This window comes from Devosia sp. P3_B2 (assembly GCF_056402875.1).
This window is the reverse complement of the sequence record NZ_JBFUGO010000001.1, coordinates 205,047-222,223: the sequence shown is the minus strand read 5'-3', so window position 1 is coordinate 222,223 and position 17,177 is coordinate 205,047. Positions and strand designations below refer to the sequence as shown.

Below are 17,177 nucleotides of genomic sequence, written 5' to 3'. Positions count from 1 at the left end.
TTCGACCATGCTGAGTTGCGCGATAGTCCATGCTTGGATCATGAACTTCTGCCGGCGCACTCCCGCCGGTTCAGCAGCCCACAAAATGGAACATCCATTCCGGAAATATTCCATTTCGGAATTGACGTTTCATTCGCGCGAGGGATACAACGGCCGCTGAAAGCTGTCCAGTCAGACTATGCGGGGGAGATCATGGCGGAGCCAAAGCTCGATGTCATCACCATCGGGCGCTCATCGGTCGATCTTTACGGCCAGCAGATCGGCTCGCGTCTCGAGGATATCGGCTCGTTCGCCAAATCCGTCGGCGGCTGCCCCGCCAACATCGCCGTCGGCACTGCCCGGCTGGGGCTGAAATCGGCGCTGATCACCCGCGTCGGCGCCGAGCAGATGGGCGGCTTCATCAAGGAGCAGATGGCCCGCGAAGGCGTCGACATCACCGGCATCGCCACCGACGACAAGCGCCTGACTGCGCTGGTGCTGCTGGCCGTGGAGGCCGAAGGTGTCTCGCCGATGATCTTCGTGCGCACCGATTGCGCCGACATGGCGCTCGACGAAGCGGATATCGACGAGGGTTTCATCCAGTCGGCCAGTGCCATCGTGGTGACCGGCACGCATTTCTCCACCCCCAATGCGGAAGCCGCGCAGCTAAAGGCGATCCGCATCGCCAAGGCGGCCGGTCGCAAGGTGGTGTTCGACATCGACTACAGGCCCAACCTGTGGGGACTTGCCGGCCATGCCGCGGGCTTCGAGCGCTACGTCAAATCGGACTACGTCTCGGCCAAGATGCGCCCCGTCCTTGCTGACTGCGACCTGATCGTCGGCACCGAGGAAGAAGTGTTGGTCGCCGCCGGCGAAAGCGACCTGCTGCAAGCCCTCAAGACCATCCGCACTGTCACCAATGCCACCGTGGTGCTGAAGCGCGGCGCCAAGGGCTGCGTCGTCTACGACGGCCCGATCGGCGACGACCTTGAGCACGGCATCGTCGGCCAGGGCTTCCCTATCGAAGTCTACAATGTGCTCGGTGCCGGCGACGCCTTCATGAGCGGCTTCCTGCGTGGCTGGCTGAAGGGCGAGAGCCATGCAACCAGCGCCACCTGGGCCAATGCCTGCGGCGCCTTCGCGGTATCCCGCCTGCTCTGCGCGCCGGAGTATCCGAGCTGGACCGAGCTCGAGTATTTCCTGAAGCACGGCAGCAAGGAAAAGGCGCTGCGGAAGGACGAAGCGCTGAACCACCTGCACTGGGCGACGACCCGCCGGCAAGCCTGGCCCAAGCTCACCGCCTTCGCCATCGATCACCGCAAGCAGATCGAGGATATCGCTGGCACCCGCACCGACCGCATCCCCGCCTTCAAGGTGCTGGCGGTCAAGGCGGCTGCAGCGGTGGCCAATGGCCGTCCCGGCTTCGGCATGCTGCTCGATGACAAATATGGCCGCGACGCACTGTTCGAAGCGCCGAAGAACTTCTGGATCGCCCGGCCGATCGAGCTGCCCGGCAGCCGCCCGCTGCGCTTCGAGTTCTCGCAGGACCTCGGCAGTCGGCTGACCGAGTGGCCAGTCGATCATTGCATCAAGGTGCTGTGCTTCTATCATCCGGACGACCCGGCGGCGCTGAAGGCCGAGCAGATCGAAAAGCTCCGCTCCGCCTACGAAGCTGCACGCAAGGTGGGCCGCGACATCCTGATCGAGATCATTGCGAGCAAGGCCGGTCCGGTCGACTCCAAGACCACCGCGCGGGCGCTGGCCGAACTCTACGACGCCGGGTTGAAGCCCGACTGGTGGAAGCTCGAATCGCAGCCCGACGCCAGAGCCTGGGAGGCCGTCGACCAGGTGATCGAAACACGCGATCCGCTCTGCCGCGGTGTCGTGCTACTCGGGCTCGAGGCGCCGCAGGACGAGCTGGCGCAGGGGTTCGCCATCGCGCGCGGCTCGCGCACGGTGCGCGGCTTTGCCGTCGGTCGTACTCTCTTTGCCGAGGCGGCCAAGGCGTGGTTTGCTGGCACGATGACCGACGCCGAAGCGGTCGCGGACATGACTGCGCGCTTCAAGGCGCTGGTGGGGATTTGGGAGGCTCAATGATGGCCGATAAGACAGTACGCCTCACCATGGCACAGGCTGTGGCGCGTTTCATGACGCGGCAGATGACCGTGATCGACGGCAAGAAAGTGCCGATCTTCGGCGGCGTGTTCGCCATTTTCGGCCACGGCAATGTCGCGGGTTTCGGCGAGGCGCTGTACCAGGTCCGCGACGAGCTGCCGACCTACCGGGCTCACAACGAGCAGGGCATGGCGCACGCCGCCATCGCCTTCGCCAAGGCCAGCTTCCGCCGGCGCTTCATGGCGGCGACCTCCTCGATCGGGCCGGGCGCCACCAACATGGTGACGGCCGCCGCGCTGGCGCATGTGAACCGGCTGCCGGTGCTGCTGCTGCCTGGCGACGTGTTCGCCAACCGCGCGCCCGATCCGGTGCTGCAGCAGGTGGAGGACTGGGGCGACGGCACGGTGAGCGCCAATGACGTGTTCCGCCCGGTCAGCCGCTATTTCGACCGCATCACCCGGCCCGAGCAGATCATCCCGGCGCTGAACCGCGCCATGCAGGTGCTGACCGACCCGGCCGAATGCGGCCCGGTGACGCTGAGCCTCTGCCAGGACGTGCAGGCCGAAGCGTTCGACTATCCCGAGAGCTTCTTTGCCGAGCGAGTGTGGACGCCGCGCCGGCCGGAGCCGGATCGCAACGAACTCGAGCAGGCCGTGACGGCGCTGAAGGCCGCGAGGAAGCCGGTGATCATCGCTGGCGGCGGCGTGCTGTATTCGGAGGCGGCTGGGGCGCTGAAGGCTTTCGCCGAGGCGCACGGCATCCCGGTGATGGAAACCAATTCCGGTAAATCGTCGTTGCCGCACGACCATCCGCTCAACATGGGATCGGTCGGCGTGACCGGCTCGTCGGCCTCGAACCTGCTGGCCGAACAGGCCGATGTCGTGCTCGCAGTCGGCTCGCGACTGCAGGATTTCACCACCGGCTCGTGGGCGCTGTTCAAGGCCGAGGGCGTGCAGATCGTCGGGCTCAACGCGCAGCCGTTCGACGCGGGAAAACACCGGGCGCTACCGCTTGTTGCCGACGCGAAGGCTGGGCTGGCGGCGCTGGAAGCGAAGCTCGGTCGCTGGAAATCGCCGGATGCCTGGGTCTCCACCGCCAAGGAGGCCAAGACCAAATGGCTGACCGCCGCAAAGGCCGTCACCGATCCGACCAACGCGCTACCGTCGGACGCGCAGGTGATCGGTGCTGTGCACCGGGCCCGCGGTTCGGGCGCGACGCTGGTCTGCGCCTCAGGCGGGCTGCCGGGAGAACTGCACAAGCTGTGGCCAGCCGGCGCGCCGGGCAGCTACCACATGGAATACGGCTACTCGACCATGGGCTACGAGATCGCCGGCGGGCTGGGCGTGAAGCTGGCGAAGCCGCATGACGACGTGATCGTGATGCTCGGCGACGGCAGCTACATGATGATGAATTCCGAGATCGCCACCTCGGTGATGCTGGGCAAGAAGCTGACCATCGTGGTGCTCGACAACCGCGGCTTCGGCTGTATCAACCGGCTGCAGATGGCCACCGGCGGGGCGAACTTCAACAACCTGCTGAAGGACACCTTCCACGAGACGCTGCCCGAGATCGACTTCGCCGCGCACGCGGCCTCGATGGGGGCCTGGGTGCGGAAGGCTGCGTCAATTGCGGAGCTGGAAAGCGCACTCGCGGACGCCGAGAAGGTGGAGCGCACCACGGTGTTGGTGATCGACACCGACCCGCTGATCACCACCGACGCCGGCGGGCACTGGTGGGATGTGGCGGTGCCGGAGGTGTCAGTGAGGCCGCAGGTGAATGCGGCGCGCAAGGAATATGAGGAAGCGCTGAAGGGTCAGCGGCACTGAGGCGCAACACCCACGACGTCATTCCCGCGAAGGCGGGAACCTAGTGGGATATCGCCACACCCTCGGACGCCGATGGACCGCACTGGGTCCCCGCCTTCGCGGGGATGACGCCGGTGGGTGGATCAGAAACTGGAGACTAACGACGTGAAGGCCAAACTCGGCATGTCCCCCATTGCTTGGTGGAACGACGATCTGGTGGAACTGAGCGATGACGTGTCGCTGGAAGAATGCCTGCGCCAGTCGCGCTCGGCCGGGTTTACCGGCATGGAGAAGGGCCGCCGCTTTCCCGATGATCCGGACGTCATGCTGCCGATCCTCCGCGCGGCCGACGTGACGCTCTGCGGTGGCTGGTTCTCGGGCACGCTGGTCAACGAGGACATTGCCGCCAACCAGGCGCGCATCGCCCCGATGATCGAGCTGTTCAAAGCGGTGGACGCGCCCTGCATCGTCTACGGCGAAGTCGGCCGCTCGATCCAGGGCGACCGGAGCAAGCCGCTGGCGACGAAGCCGAAGCTCTCGGACGACGAGATGCGGGCCTATGCCAAGAAGGTGACGCAGTTCGGCGAATGGTGCGCTGAGCAGGGCGTGCCGCTGGCCTACCACCACCACATGGCGGCGGTGGTCGAGACCGAGCCCGAGCTCGATGCCTTCATGCGGAACTCCGGCCCCGGCATCCCGCTGCTCCTCGATGCGGGGCACCTGGCCTTTGCCGGCGGCGATGTGCTGCGCGCCATCGACAACCACCATGCCCGGATCAGCCATGTGCATGTGAAGGATATCCGCCAGGCCGTGGTCGATGGGCTCGATCGCACCAGGCAGAGCTTCCTCGATGCGGTGGCGCTCGGCGCCTTCACCGTGCCGGGCGACGGTTCGCTGGATTTCGCCGCGATCGTCCAGAAGCTCGCCGACTATGGCTACGAGGGCTGGTTCGTCGTCGAGGCTGAACAGGACCCCAAGAAGAACCCGCCGCTCCGGATGGCGCAGGTGGGCCACAAGGAGCTGATGCGGGTGATGACGCTGGCCGGCTACACCGTCGAGACGCAGGGTTTTCCCAATCGCTGAATGCGGGCGTTTCGCACGGTCGCCTGATCGACTAGTTTGACGTCTTTCAGGAGGATCGGCGTGACGGACGACAACAACGAAGGAAAGAAACCCGGGCTCTTCACCCTGCCCTGGTTCAAGCCGCTCTACCGGCGGGTGATCCTGATTGCGATCATCGCGGTTTGGTGCGGCTGGGAGTGGCTCTACAACCACGACCAGTTCTGGGGCCTGATCACGCTGGCGGCGCTGGCCTACGGGGTCTGGACCTTCTTCATCAACTTCGAGAACGAGCTCAAGAAGATCGATGGCAAACCTAAAAGCTAGGCCCACTGCCGAACAGGGCCACGTCCACCACATCACGCCTGAGAATGCCGGCTGGAGCTATGTCGGGTTTGACCTGCACAAGCTGCCCAATGCCGGCGACATCGCGCGGGGCGGCGGCGACGACCGCGAGGTCTGCATCGTGCTGATCTCGGGCCGGGCCAACGTGAACATCGACGGGCAGGACTTCCTCGTCGGCGGCCGCATGAGCCCGTTCGAAGGCCCGGGCTATTCGGTCTATGCGCCGGCCGGCGCGAACTGGCGCATCGAGGCACTGACGCCGCTCGAGGTTGCGGTCTGCTCGGCCCCGGGCGTCCGCGGTGCGCGACCGCCGCGGGTGATCGGGCCTGATGATGTCGAACGACTGACCCGCGGCAAGGGCACCAATACCCGCTACCCCACCAACATCCTGCCCGAGACGGCAGCGGCGGATTCGCTGCTGGTAGTCGAGGTGATCACCCCCGGCGGCCACACCTCGAGCTACCCGCCGCACCGGCACGACGAAGACGACCTGCCGCGCCAGAGTTTTCTCGAGGAGACGTACTATCACCGGTTCTCGAAGCCCCAGGGGTTCGGCTTCCAGCGCGTCTATACCGATGATCGGTCGCTGGATGAAACGATGCTGATCGAGGATGGCGACGTGGTGATGGTGCCCAAGGGCTATCACCCGGTGGCGGCGGTGGCGGGGTACGACATCTATTACCTCAACGTCATGGCCGGGCCGACGCGGACGTGGAAGTTCTACAACGCGCCTGAGCATGAGTGGATGTTGGCGTAACCCTACGCCCGCCTCCCCCTTGACCCGCCTCGCCCCTGCGTGCATCGCTCCGCGACTTTGTTTCCGGAGTGCCTGACATGTCGTCCAATTTCGTTCTCACCCTCTCCTGTGCCGATCGGCCGGGGATTGTTGCCGCGGTGACCACGGAACTGGCGGGCCTCGGTTGTAACATCGCTGAATCCAACCAGTTCTGGGACAAGGAGACCGGCCAGTTCTTCATGCGGCTGGCCTTCACCACGCCGGCTGGTGTCGATCGCGATGCGCTGGAGCGCGGGCTGAAGCCGGCGGTGGAGCGCTTCGGCATGCGCACCACGCTGGTGGACGAGGCGAAGAAGAAGAAGATCCTGGTGATGGTCAGTAAGTTCGACCACACCCTGCTGCACCTGCTCTACCAGATCCGGGTTGGCTGGCTTGATGCCGAGGTGGTGGCGATCGTTTCCAACCACGAGGATAGCCGGAAGACCGCCGACTACGAGGGCATCCCCTATCACGTGCTGCCGGTCGGCAAGAACAACAAGGCCGAGCAGGAGGAGCAGGTGATCGCCCTGTTCAAGGAGACCGGCGCGGACCTCGTGGTGCTGGCCCGCTATATGCAGATCCTGTCGGACAAGTTCGCGACCCGGCTCTACGGCCAGATCATCAACATCCACCACTCGTTCCTGCCCAGCTTCAAGGGTGCCAAGCCCTATCACCAGGCCCACGAGCGCGGTGTGAAGATCATCGGCGCCACCGCTCATTACGTGACGCCGGAGCTCGACGAGGGCCCGATCATCGAGCAGGAAACGGCGCGCGTGACCCACGCGCTGAGCCCCGACGACCTGGTGGCCGCGGGGCGCGATATCGAAAGCCGGGTGCTGGCCCGGGCAGTGAAGCTTCACCTCGAGAACCGGGTGATGCTGAACGGCAAGAAGACGGTGGTGTTTGGCTGAGGCAGCAGGCGCCGCCCCAGCCGGACCGGGCGGCGGCGCTTAAGCCGCCTGCGAGAATGCCGCCTTGTTGGCCGCCAGCCAGTCCTCGAACGACTGCGGCTTGCCGCCGATCAGGTTCTCCACGTCCCCGGTCACGTCGCCCAGGCGGCCCTTGGCGATATTGACGTCCGCCGATGCGAGGACCGCGGCCACCGGCGCCGGCACGCCGTGCCCCACCATGCCCTGCTCCACCTGCTCCGCGGTGACCGGCACCACCTCGATGGTCTTGCCGAAGGCGCCGCCGATCAGGACAGCCAGTTCGGCCGTCGTATAGGCCTTGGAGCCGCCCAGCGTCAGTGCGCGCTTGCCGTCACCGCCATTGGCGAGTGCGGCTGCCGCCGCGTGGGCGAGGTCGCCGCGGGCGACATAGGCGATGCGGCCGTCGCCGTTCGCTGTGAACCACTGGCCCGACGCGAGCAGCCCCGGGATGGTGTGGTTGAGGTTCTCGAAATACCAGTTGTTGCGCAGCGCCGTCCAACCCGGGAGGCTGCTGGCCGCCAGCACATCCTCAGTTTTGGCATGGTCGTGCACGATCGCCAGCTCGGGCTCCACCGGGTTGGGGATCGAGGTGTAGAGCACGTGCTGGACCCCCGCCGCAACTGCCGCGTCGATTGCCGCCTTATGCTCGGTAACGCGGTTTCCGAACGTTCCCGTGCTGATCAGCAGCAGGCGATCCGCTCCGGCGAAGGCCGCCGGCAATGTCTCGGGCCTGGCAAAGTCCGCCGCACGGACAGCAACGCCGCGCGCTGCGATATCAGCGAGCTTCGCCGGATCACGGGTGGTGGCGATGATGCGACCGGGCGCGACCTGTAGAGTGTCGAGCAGGTGATCGAGCACCAGGCGGCCGAGATTGCCGTTGGCGCCAGTGACGAGGAGTTTGGGAGCAGAGGTAGTCATGATCGGGTCTCCAATGGGCACAACCGACAGCTGCCTGCCCTCGCTGGAAGCGAGGACGGGACTCTTTCGATCGCGAAAGCGGGGAACCGGAGGGCATGTCGAACAGCCCCCTGGCTTGTCTCTTTTTGAGACTACGTATACAATAGGAACTACCCTGAACCGCACAAGACGGCAGTTTTGCCGCCCCTGGTTACCTCGAAGGAACCACCTGATGCCTGGCCTCTCTCCTACCGATCTTGCCCCGCACTTCGAAAAGATGAAGGGAGACTTCCCGGATCCTTCGCAATGCCCGGTGCGCAACGTGCTCGACCAGCTGGCTGACAAGTGGAGCGTACTGATCGTCACCCAGCTAGCCGAACGGCCCTATCGGTTCGGCGAGCTGAAGCGGGCCATCGGCGACATTTCGCAGCGCATGCTGACCCAGACGCTGCGCGACCTGCAGGCCGATGGGCTGATCGAGCGCGAGGTGTTTCCGACCACGCCTCCGAGCGTCGAGTATCGGCTCTCCCCCATGGGCAGGAGCTTCCTGGTGCCGCTGAGCGCGCTGGTGGATTGGGCGTTCACGCATCACCCGGCGATCCGGGAAGCCCGGGCGGAGTTTGCCAAGGCGGCTTAGCGCCGGAGCGAGTTGCACCCCCACCCTTGGTCCCTCCCCACAAGGGGGAGGGAGACGCAGGAACTGAGGCATTGCAGCTATCGCCTCCCTCCCCCTTGTGGGGAGGGAATGAGGGTGGGGGTGGCCACACGCTCGGAGTCGGTTGTCCTTGCCCTGTTCCGCCAAATCCACCACAAGCGTGGCGTGTCCGCCCCCTCGATCTTTTCCGACCGCCGCGTCGTCGTCGCCATAGCGCTGCTGTGCTGCCTGCTGTGGGGCAGCGCCGTGCCCGCGGTGAAGATCGGCTATGGGCTGCTCGGCATCGTGCCCTCCGACACCCCGTCGCTGCTGCTCTTCGCGGGACTTCGTTTCAGCCTCGCCGGGTTGCTGCTGCTGGCCTACACGGCCGCCAGCAGGAAGCCGCTGCTGCCATCGCCGCGGCGACTGAGCGAGCTGGCGCTGCTGGGTCTGATCCTGACGGCCGCGCAATACCTGTTCTACTATATCGGCCTCGCCCACACGACCGGCACCAAGGTCTCGATCATCACCTCGACCAGCACCTTCTTTTCGGTGCTGCTGGCCCACTGGCTCTACAAGAACGACAAGCTGACCGGCCGGCGGATCCTCGGCTGCCTTGTCGGTTTTGCCGGTGTCGTCACGGTGAACCTCTCGGCCGCTGGGTTCGACTTGCACCTGACGCTGCTCGGCGAGGGTTTCATCATCATAGCGGCGCTGATGTTCTCGCTGGGCGCGATCTACGGCAAGCGCCTCAGCGCCGACATGGAGCCGGCGACGATGACCGGCTGGCAGCTGCTGCTCGGCGGGCTGATGCTGACCGCCGCAGGCTTTGCCGGGGGCGGTCACTTCACCGGTTTTGGCTGGGAGGCGAGCCTGCTGCTCGTCTACCTGGCGGCCCTCTCCGCCGCTGCTTTCGCGCTGTGGAGCGTGCTGATGAAGCACAACCCGGTCGGCGCCGTGGCGATCTTCAACTGCGCCATCCCGATCTTCGGCGTGCTGCTGTCGGGGCTGTTCCTCGGGGAATCGATCCTCGAGTGGAAGAACTTGGCGGCGCTGGTGCTGGTGAGCGTGGGTATCTGGCTGGTAACGGCGATCAGTCTTAGGCAGAGCAAGACCAACGCTTAGGAGTTGGGCTCGTCCTTCCCCTCAGGGTCGTCCTTTGGTCGAGACCCCTCCTTCCGTCCCGGGCCGATCCATGTGTTCCACTCCTTGTCTTCCTTGCGCAAACGGATGCCAGATTGCCATGGCATTGGCAGAAAGATCCGCATCAGGATGAACATGACGACGGCGCCGCCGACGATAATTGGCGCCCAATCGATCGACGGCGCTGCCAGGATCACCAAGACCACGAGGCAGATGGCACCGATGACAAGCAGGTCGATGCCGTTGCGCTCTTCCATCAGTGAACCGTCTCAGGCATTGGCCGCCGGGAACACCCGCCAGCGCTTCGGCCTGAACGCGATGCGCGTCCGTTCCCCCGCCGGATGGTCGAACGGCAGGTCGATTTCGACCCGCTCGGGCAGGCCGCCGATTTCGAGTTCGACGCGGCGCGTGCCGCCAACCCGGCGCGAGGCAACGACGACGCCGGCCAGCGCCGCACCCACTCCGTCCTCGACCAGTTCCACATCGTGTGGGCGGAAGAACAGCTTCGCCTCGCCCGGTGCGTCGGCCGGCGCTGGCAGGCCGATGGCGCGACCACCAACCCACAGCTCATGGTTCTCGACCGCTACGGGGATCGAGCTCGATTCGCCGATGAACGAGAAGACGAAGGGCGAGTTCGGCCGGTCGTAGACCTCGTCGGGCGTGCCGACCTGCTCGATCTTGCCCTGGCTCATCACCACCAGCCGGTCGGCCAGTTCCAGAGCCTCTTCCTGGTCATGCGTCACGAACACCGTGGTGTGCCCGGTGCGATCGTGGATTTCGCGGAGCCACTTGCGCAGCTCCTTGCGGACTTGCGCATCGAGCGCACCGAACGGCTCGTCGAGCAGCAGCACGCGCGGTTCGATGGCGAGCGCTCGGGCGAGCGCCACGCGCTGCCGCTGGCCGCCCGACAGCTGCTGCGGGAAGCGCTTCTCGAGCCCGCTCAACTGCACCAGGTCGAGCAGTTCCATGGCTCGACGCCGGATTTCCGCCCTGGGTGGGCGGGTCGCGCGCGGCCGCACTTTCAGCCCGAACGAGATGTTGTCGAGCACCGTCATATTGCGGAACAGTGCGTAGGCCTGGAACACGAAGCCGACATTGCGCTGCTGTACGGTCTTTGACGATGCGTCCTCGTCGCCGAAGAAGATGCGGCCGGCGGTCGGCATCTCGAGCCCGGCGATCAGCCGCAGCAGCGTGGTCTTGCCCGAGCCGGAGGGGCCGAGCAGCGCGATCAGCTCACTCGATTTCACCTCGAGCGACACGTCGTTGAGCGCCGGGTAGTGCGAGAATTCCTTGCGGACGGTATCGACGCGAATATCCAAACTCATGGGCCTTTCAGTGTCGGCGTGTGCCTGCGAGTTCGTCGCCGAAGCGGTACTCGAGGATGGTTTTGAACACCAGCGTCACCAGCGCCAGCATCGCCAGCAGCGATGCGATGGCGAAGGCCGCGGTGAAATTGTACTCGTTGTAGAGGATTTCGATGTCGAGCGGCATCGTTGTCGTCTTGCCGCGGATGTGACCCGAGACGACGGACACCGCACCGAACTCGCCCATGGCGCGGGCGTTGCAGAGCAGCACGCCGTAGAGCAGGCCCCACTTGATGTTGGGCAGCGTCACCCGGCGGAAAGTCTGCCAGCCGGTGGCGCCGAGCGACAGCGCCGCTTCCTCGTCGGTATTGCCCTGGTCCTGCATCAGCGGGATCAGTTCGCGGGCGATGAACGGGAAGGTGACGAAGATCGTCGCGAGCACGATGCCCGGCACCGCAAAGATGATCTCGATATTGTAGGCCTTGAGCAGCGGATGCAGCGCGCTCTGCGCCCCGAACAGCAGCACGTAGACCATGCCCGAAACCACGGGGGATACCGAAAACGGCAGGTCGATCAGCGTAGTGAGGAAGCTCTTGCCCCAGAACTCGTATTTGGCGACGCACCAGGCGGCAGCGATGCCGAACACCAGGTTGAGCGGCACGGCGATGGCCGCGACGATCAGCGTCAGCATGATCGCGGTCTGCGAGTTGCGATCCGAGAACGCCTCGAAATAGGTCTCCGCGCCTTTGCGGAACGCCTCGACGAATACCAGCACCAGCGGCAACACCAGGACGAACGCCATGAATGCCACGGCGATGCCGATCAGCGTGTAGCGCACCCATGGCCGCTCGGTCGTCGGGCGGGTGTGCTCTTCCGGCAGGATGACCCGCCGGCTGTCGTATACGACATCTGGCTCAAACATTGCCGAACCTCCGCCGGGCCCAGGCCTGGATCAGGTTGATGACCAGCAGCATGATGAAGGCGATGATCAGCATGATGCCGGCGATGACAGCCGCACCCGCCTGGTCGAATTCTTCGAGCTTGATGACGATCAGCACCGGCGCGATCTCCGAGATATTGGGGAGGTTGCCGGCGATGAAGATCACCGAGCCGTATTCGCCGACGGCGCGGGCGAAGGCCAGCGCGAAGCCGGTGAGCAGTGCCGGTGTGAGCCGCGGCAGGATCACCGCGGTGATGGTCTGCCAACGATTGGCGCCGAGCGTCGCCGCAGCTTCCTCGAGCTCCTGCTCGAACTCTTCGAGCACCGGCTGCACCGTGCGCACCACGAACGGCAGGCCGATGAAGATCAGCGCGATGACGATACCGGTGGGGGTGTAGGCGATCTTGAAGTTGAGCGAGAATTCGCTGAGCCCGAAGGGCAGCCAGGTCTGGCCGTGCCACCACTGCCAGAGCGGCGACTTGTCCGAGAACAGTGAGCCGATCCAGCCCTTGGGCGCGTAGAGGGACGAGAGCGCAATGCCCGCCACTGCCGTCGGCAGGGCGAACGGCAGGTCGACGATGGCATCGAGCAGCCGGCGGCCGGGGAACTTGTAACGCACCAGCACCCAGGCGACGATGATGCCGAACACCACGTTGACCAGCGCCGCGACCAGCGACGAGCCGAAGCTCACCTCGAGCGCCTTGAGGGTGCGCGGCGAGGTGGCGATCTTGATGATCTGCTCGAGCGGGGTGGTTGCCGCCTTGAGGAACAGCCCGGCGATCGGGATCAGCACGATGAGGCTGAGATAGAGGATGGTGTAGCCGAAGGTCAGCCCGAAACCCGGGATGACGCTGGGCTTTACAAAACTCCACCCCGCTCGCGCGGGGTGGGATGAATTTCCGGCGGCGCCGCGAGGCGCCCCTGCCACTGCATTACTGCGCAGGGGTGTAGACCTGGTCAAAGATGCCCCCGTCCCCGAAATGCTTGGGCTGCGCCGTCTTCCAGCCGCCAAAAAGCGGATCATCAATAGAGATCAGATCGATCTTTGGGAAGGCCGCGACGAGCGCCTGGTCGGTAACGATCGACGGGTCGGACGGGCGATAGTGGTTCTTGGCCGCCAGCGTCTGGCCCTCGGGCGAGTAGAGATATTCGATGTAGGCCTTGGCGAGATCGGCGGTGCCGTGGGCTTCGACGTTCTTGTCGACGATGGCGACCGGCGGCTCGGCGAGGATCGAGGTCGGCGGATACACGATGTCGAAATTGTCGGCGCCGAATTCGTCCTGCACGAGATAGGCCTCGTTCTCCCAGGCCAGCAGCACGTCGCCCAGTTCCTTCTGCGCGAAGGTCACGGTCGAGCCGCGGGCGCCGGTATCGAGCACCGGCACGTGGCTGTAGAGCTGCTTGATGAAATCGGCGTCCTTGGCTTCGTCGCCGCCGAAGGTCTTGTTGGCGTAGGCCCAGGCCGCGAGGTAGTTCCAGCGCGCACCACCCGAGGTCTTGGGGTTCGGCGTGATCACTTCGACCCCGTCCTTGATCAGGTCACCCCAGTCGGCGATCGCCTTGGGGTTGCCCTTGCGGACGAGGAACACGATGGTCGAGGTGTAGGGCGTCGAGTTGTTCGGGAACTCGGCACGCCAGTTCTCGTCGATCAGCCCGGACTTCTTGACGATGGCGTTGATATCGCCTTCGAGCGCCAGGGTGACGACATCGGCCGCGAGGCCGTCGATCACCGCCTGGGCCTGCTTGCCCGAGCCGCCATGGCTCTGCTCGATGGTGACATTGCCGCCATTGGTCTCTTTCCAATGCTTGGCGAACGCCTCGTTGAACTGCTCGTAGAGCTCACGGGTCGGGTCATACGAAACGTTGAGCAGGGTCTGGTCCGCGGCGCGAGCCGTGACGGCGCCGGTGAAGGCGAGCGCTACGGCAAGGCCGCCAAGCGCGAGAATCTGGGCCGTTCTCTTCATCATGTCCTCCTGGTGAAGATTAACTACCGTAACTCTACCTGGTTAGTCGGCATTCTCAAGGAAGCCGCAGGTTGCGGTGGCACAGCGAAGCGGAATAGCTTTCTCTGGGAAGGCTAGCAGCAGCATCGCCATTGCGCAAACCTCGAATTCACCCCTGTGGATGAGCATGGCTTTGCGCGAGAGTGAAACCGCGTTCAGCCGCGGGTTGGGTGTAAACGCTCAGGGCTGGCAGCGGGTTGCAGGAGTTGCCACGCCACCATCGCCCACCAACCGGCCGGTGATCGAGGGGACCCTAGCGCTAAACCAGTTCGTCCTTGGCCATCACCGCGTCGGCCAGCGTCGTCTGGTCGAGCACTTCGCGGGTGGCGATCGTCACCCTGGCGAAGACGTGGCGGATTTCGCAGCTCGCTTCCTCGGCGCAGTCGACGCATTTGCGATAGGCGATCTTCGAAAGGCACGGCAGCGGCGCGATCGGCCCATCGATCAGTCGCAGCACCTCACCGAACGTCACCTGCTCGGGCGCCCGCAGCAGCACGTAACCGCCGAGCCGGCCGCGACGGCTCATGACGATGCCGGCGCGCTTCAGCTCGAGCAGGATCTGCTCGAGGAACTTCTTGGGGATCGCCTGGCCGCGCGAGATCTCGGAGATCATCACCGACTCGCCGGCGGGCACCTTGCACAGTGCCACCAGCGCCCGCAGCGCGTATTTTGCCTTTTGCGAAATCATCGCGGGCTTTGTCCGATGCGGCCGCTAACTCGACCGCCACGCTAGGATATACCGAGTCCGGCGTGAACAAACCATTGCCCGGAAGGCTCAAGCCTTCTCCTCTTCGGCGACCGGCGGTGGCACCTCGGGATTGAACGGCACGCCGGGGGTCGTCGCAGGCCGATTTGGGCGCACCACCGGCACGACCGGCGCGTCGTCGACCGCTGCGGGTATGGCCGGCTCTGTCTCGACTGCGGACTCGACAGCTGCGACTGCCGCGCCATCCAGAGCCTCGAGTTCGGCGATGTCCTCGGGCTCGACCGCTTCCTCATCCGGTTCGGCGGGCGCTTCAATCTCAGCCGACAGTTCAGGTTCGGCATCAGGCTCTTGGCCATAAGCCGGCACCACGGCCGGCGGCTCCGCCGGCCCGGCATCCGGGTGCTGAGCTTCGGCCTGCGCCGCCTCTATCGCCTCGGCGAGGAGGTTCGGATCCGACGGCAGCTTCGTCGTCAGGCCGGCGGCAGCCAGCGGCGCCAGCACCGACTCGACGGCATCGGAGGCGGTTATCTCCGCCACGGCCTTGCTGTCGCGGTTGATCACATCGACCATGCCGAGGCCGATCTCGCGTTCGCCGAGGATCACCACATCCGCGCCGAGCGTCTTCAGGTGCGTCTCTTCCTCGTCCGAATGCGCCCGCGCCACGATCAGCAGTTTGGGGTTCTGCTTGCGCGCTTGCTCCACCGCCTGCCCGGCCTCGAACGCATTGGGGATGGCGATCACCACCGTAGTGGCGCCGGCGACATTGGCGAGCGTGAGCACCTTCGAAGCGGCGGCGTTGCCGACCACCACTTCGATGCCGAGCGCACGGGCCGCATTGGCCCTGCCCTCCGCATCCTCGACCACGAGGAACGGCGTCTTCGCTTCGAGCAGTGCCTCGCCGACCACGGAGCCGACCCGGCCGAAGCCGACGATGATGACGTGGCCCGTCTGCGCCGTCGGCACTTCCGTCGGCTCTGTCTCGGTCGGTGCCTCGGCGGCCGCCGTCCGCGGCGCCGCCGTCACGAGGTCCGGCTCGGTACGCTCGGCGGCAGCCCCGCCCATTGCCTCAGCCGGCCGGCCGAAGCGGTGCTCCAGCGCCGGCCGCAGCAGATCAAGCACGACGAAGATCACCGGGTTGAGGATGATCGAGATGATGGAACCGGCGAGGACCAGGTCACGTCCTTCGGGCGGTAGGATGCCGAGCCCTACGCCGAGCGCCGCGAGGATGAACGAGAACTCGCCGATCTGCGCGAGGCTCGCCGAAATGGTGAGCGCCGTGCCCACCGGACGGCGGAACGCCACGACGATGAGGAAGGCGAGGATCGACTTGCCGAAGATGATGATCAGCACCGTCGCCAGCACCGGCAGCGGATCGCGCAGCAGGATCGTCGGGTCGAACAGCATGCCGACAGCGACGAAGAACAGCACCGCGAAGGCGTCGCGCAGCGGCAGGCTTTCCTGCGCCGCGCGATGCGACAGCTCGCTTTCCGATAGGATCATCCCGGCAAAGAACGCGCCCAGCGCCAGTGACACGCCGAAGAGATAGGCCGCGCCGGCCGCCACGCCGAGCGCGATGGCCAGCACGGCAAGGCGGAACAGCTCACGGCTGCCGGTATGCGCGGTGTAGTGGAGGATGGACGGGATCACCCGGCGGCCGACCACCAGCATGAAGCCGACAAATGCCGCAAGCTTGACCACCGTCACCGCCAGGATGCCGACAATGCCGAGCTCGGTATTGAAGATGCGCTCGACGAAATCGACGAACGGATCGTGCAGTGTCGCAGCTTCCACGCCGTTGAGGCTGGCAATGGCCGGGATCAGCACCAGCGCCAGCACCATGGCGAGGTCTTCGACGATCAGCCAGCCGACCGCGATGCGGCCCTTCTCGCTGTCGACCATGTGCCGGTCCTGCAGCGCCTTGAGCAGCACGACGGTGGAGGCAACCGACAGCGCCAGGCCGAAGATCAGCCCGGCACCCAGCCCCCAGCCGAGCAGCATCGCGAGGCCAAGCCCCATGATGGTGGCGCCGCCGATCTGCACGATGGCGCCAGGGATGGCGATGGCCCGTACCGACAGCAGGTCCTTCAGCGAGAAATGCAGCCCGACGCCAAACATCAGGAGGATCACGCCGATCTCGCTCAGCTCGTTGGCGAGCGAGGCGTCGGCGACGAAACCGGGAGTGAACGGCCCGACCAGCACCCCCGCCACGAGGTAGCCCACCAGCGGCGGCATGCGGAAGCGGTTGGCGATTGCGCCGAGGATGAATGCCAGCACCAGACCCACAACGATCGTCGAGATCAGGGGTGTACTGTGCGGCATAAGCGGAACCTCCGGCGGGAATTACCCTGAAACTGGTTGAAGCGAGTGAGAGAGCGAAGATGGGCCATCGCGCGCCCCTCCGCAAGCCAATGAGGCCGGGAAAACTGCGGCAAAATCATGGGTGTGCCGCAGATTTGGGGGCCGACTTTCGTCGCGGATGCGGCCTGAGAGTGCCAGCCCAGACACCCGAGGTGATGGCGTGGGGGTGCCCCCGCGATGTGCTT

General features: G+C 65.4%; 15 protein-coding genes and 1 pseudogene. 8 read left to right on the top strand and 8 right to left on the bottom strand.

The window, feature by feature from the left end; translation table 11 throughout:
• The first annotated feature begins 192 nt into the window (after nt 1–192).
• The 6 genes from AC1DV8_RS01150 to purU all read left to right on the top strand — a co-directional run bounded on the left by AC1DV8_RS01150 (nt 193) and on the right by purU (nt 6,989).
• A complete protein-coding gene (locus AC1DV8_RS01150) occupies nt 193–2,076 on the top strand; it encodes a bifunctional 5-dehydro-2-deoxygluconokinase/5-dehydro-2-deoxyphosphogluconate aldolase (protein ID WP_477156166.1) in 1,884 nt (627 codons plus the stop codon).
• Nucleotides 2,076–3,920 carry a 3D-(3,5/4)-trihydroxycyclohexane-1,2-dione acylhydrolase (decyclizing) gene (gene iolD / locus AC1DV8_RS01145; RefSeq protein ID WP_477156165.1) on the top strand — a complete coding sequence of 615 codons (1,845 nt, stop codon included), beginning with the start codon at nt 2,076–2,078 and terminating at the stop codon, nt 3,918–3,920. Before AC1DV8_RS01150 ends, iolD begins: the two co-directional genes overlap by 1 nt.
• 144 nt (nt 3,921–4,064) lie before the next feature.
• Nucleotides 4,065–4,982, top strand: coding sequence for a myo-inosose-2 dehydratase (gene iolE, locus AC1DV8_RS01140; protein ID WP_477156164.1), 918 nt, complete (start codon nt 4,065–4,067; stop codon nt 4,980–4,982).
• Nucleotides 4,983–5,042: 60 nt separating this feature from the next.
• Nucleotides 5,043–5,285 (top strand): hypothetical protein, encoded by a 243-nt coding sequence (locus AC1DV8_RS01135; protein ID WP_477148277.1) that lies wholly within the window; start codon nt 5,043–5,045, stop codon nt 5,283–5,285.
• A complete protein-coding gene (iolB, locus tag AC1DV8_RS01130; RefSeq protein ID WP_477156163.1) occupies nt 5,266–6,060 on the top strand; it encodes a 5-deoxy-glucuronate isomerase in 795 nt (264 codons plus the stop codon). The genes AC1DV8_RS01135 and iolB overlap by 20 nt, the downstream gene beginning before the upstream one ends.
• A gap of 77 nt (nt 6,061–6,137) precedes the next feature.
• The gene (purU, locus tag AC1DV8_RS01125; RefSeq protein ID WP_477148279.1) at nt 6,138–6,989 is read left to right on the top strand and encodes a formyltetrahydrofolate deformylase; all 852 of its coding nucleotides are present in this window, start codon (nt 6,138–6,140) and stop codon (nt 6,987–6,989) included.
• Between the two features lie 39 nt (nt 6,990–7,028).
• On the opposite strand, the gene AC1DV8_RS01120 is transcribed toward purU, so the two are convergent.
• A complete protein-coding gene (locus tag AC1DV8_RS01120) occupies nt 7,029–7,925 on the bottom strand; it encodes an NAD(P)H-binding protein (RefSeq protein ID WP_477156162.1) in 897 nt (298 codons plus the stop codon).
• A gap of 256 nt (nt 7,926–8,181) precedes the next feature.
• Here AC1DV8_RS01120 and AC1DV8_RS01115 point away from each other — a divergent pair, with 256 nt between their 5' ends.
• On the top strand, nt 8,182–8,541 hold the full coding sequence (locus AC1DV8_RS01115) for a winged helix-turn-helix transcriptional regulator (RefSeq protein ID WP_477148504.1): 360 nt from the start codon (nt 8,182–8,184) through the stop codon (nt 8,539–8,541).
• A gap of 120 nt (nt 8,542–8,661) precedes the next feature.
• Nucleotides 8,662–9,663, top strand: coding sequence for a DMT family transporter (locus tag AC1DV8_RS01110; RefSeq protein WP_477156161.1), 1,002 nt, complete (start codon nt 8,662–8,664; stop codon nt 9,661–9,663).
• On the opposite strand, the gene AC1DV8_RS01105 is transcribed toward AC1DV8_RS01110, so the two are convergent.
• The 7 genes and pseudogenes from AC1DV8_RS01105 to AC1DV8_RS01075 form a co-directional block, all read right to left on the bottom strand.
• The gene (locus AC1DV8_RS01105) at nt 9,660–9,938 is read right to left on the bottom strand and encodes a hypothetical protein (RefSeq protein WP_477156160.1); all 279 of its coding nucleotides are present in this window, start codon (nt 9,936–9,938) and stop codon (nt 9,660–9,662) included. The two genes, AC1DV8_RS01110 and AC1DV8_RS01105, sit on opposite strands and share 4 nt — an antisense overlap.
• A gap of 12 nt (nt 9,939–9,950) precedes the next feature.
• A complete protein-coding gene (locus AC1DV8_RS01100) occupies nt 9,951–11,006 on the bottom strand; it encodes a sulfate/molybdate ABC transporter ATP-binding protein (protein WP_477148283.1) in 1,056 nt (351 codons plus the stop codon).
• A gap of 7 nt (nt 11,007–11,013) precedes the next feature.
• Nucleotides 11,014–11,907: a sulfate ABC transporter permease subunit CysW gene (cysW, locus tag AC1DV8_RS01095; RefSeq protein WP_477156159.1), complete on the bottom strand. Its 894-nt coding sequence runs from the start codon at nt 11,905–11,907 to the stop codon at nt 11,014–11,016.
• Nucleotides 11,900–12,853 (bottom strand): sulfate ABC transporter permease subunit CysT, encoded by a 954-nt coding sequence (locus AC1DV8_RS01090; RefSeq protein ID WP_477156158.1) that lies wholly within the window; start codon nt 12,851–12,853, stop codon nt 11,900–11,902. The genes cysW and AC1DV8_RS01090 overlap by 8 nt, the downstream gene beginning before the upstream one ends.
• Nucleotides 12,854–12,857: 4 nt before the next feature.
• Nucleotides 12,858–13,889 (bottom strand): sulfate ABC transporter substrate-binding protein, encoded by a 1,032-nt coding sequence (locus AC1DV8_RS01085; RefSeq protein ID WP_477156157.1) that lies wholly within the window; start codon nt 13,887–13,889, stop codon nt 12,858–12,860.
• Nucleotides 13,890–14,187: 298 nt separating this feature from the next.
• Nucleotides 14,188–14,616 carry an RrF2 family transcriptional regulator gene (locus tag AC1DV8_RS01080; protein ID WP_477148287.1) on the bottom strand — a complete coding sequence of 143 codons (429 nt, stop codon included), beginning with the start codon at nt 14,614–14,616 and terminating at the stop codon, nt 14,188–14,190.
• 507 nt (nt 14,617–15,123) lie between these two features.
• Nucleotides 15,124–16,953: pseudogene (locus AC1DV8_RS01075) on the bottom strand (cation:proton antiporter domain-containing protein); the annotation flags it as partial.
• Between the last annotated feature and the right edge of the window lie 224 nt (nt 16,954–17,177).

Coding starts and splice junctions, on each gene's coding strand:
- AC1DV8_RS01150 (WP_477156166.1), top strand. CDS start 193: ATGGCGGAGCCAAAGCTCGATGTCATCACCATCGGGCGCTCATCGGTC.
- iolD (WP_477156165.1), top strand. CDS start 2,076: ATGGCCGATAAGACAGTACGCCTCACCATGGCACAGGCTGTGGCGCGT.
- iolB (WP_477156163.1), top strand. CDS start 5,266: ATGGCAAACCTAAAAGCTAGGCCCACTGCCGAACAGGGCCACGTCCAC.
- purU (WP_477148279.1), top strand. CDS start 6,138: ATGTCGTCCAATTTCGTTCTCACCCTCTCCTGTGCCGATCGGCCGGGG.
- AC1DV8_RS01120 (WP_477156162.1), bottom strand. CDS start 7,925: ATGACTACCTCTGCTCCCAAACTCCTCGTCACTGGCGCCAACGGCAAT.
- AC1DV8_RS01115 (WP_477148504.1), top strand. CDS start 8,182: ATGAAGGGAGACTTCCCGGATCCTTCGCAATGCCCGGTGCGCAACGTG.
- AC1DV8_RS01105 (WP_477156160.1), bottom strand. CDS start 9,938: ATGGAAGAGCGCAACGGCATCGACCTGCTTGTCATCGGTGCCATCTGC.
- AC1DV8_RS01100 (WP_477148283.1), bottom strand. CDS start 11,006: ATGAGTTTGGATATTCGCGTCGATACCGTCCGCAAGGAATTCTCGCAC.
- cysW (WP_477156159.1), bottom strand. CDS start 11,907: ATGTTTGAGCCAGATGTCGTATACGACAGCCGGCGGGTCATCCTGCCG.
- AC1DV8_RS01085 (WP_477156157.1), bottom strand. CDS start 13,889: ATGAAGAGAACGGCCCAGATTCTCGCGCTTGGCGGCCTTGCCGTAGCG.
- AC1DV8_RS01080 (WP_477148287.1), bottom strand. CDS start 14,616: ATGATTTCGCAAAAGGCAAAATACGCGCTGCGGGCGCTGGTGGCACTG.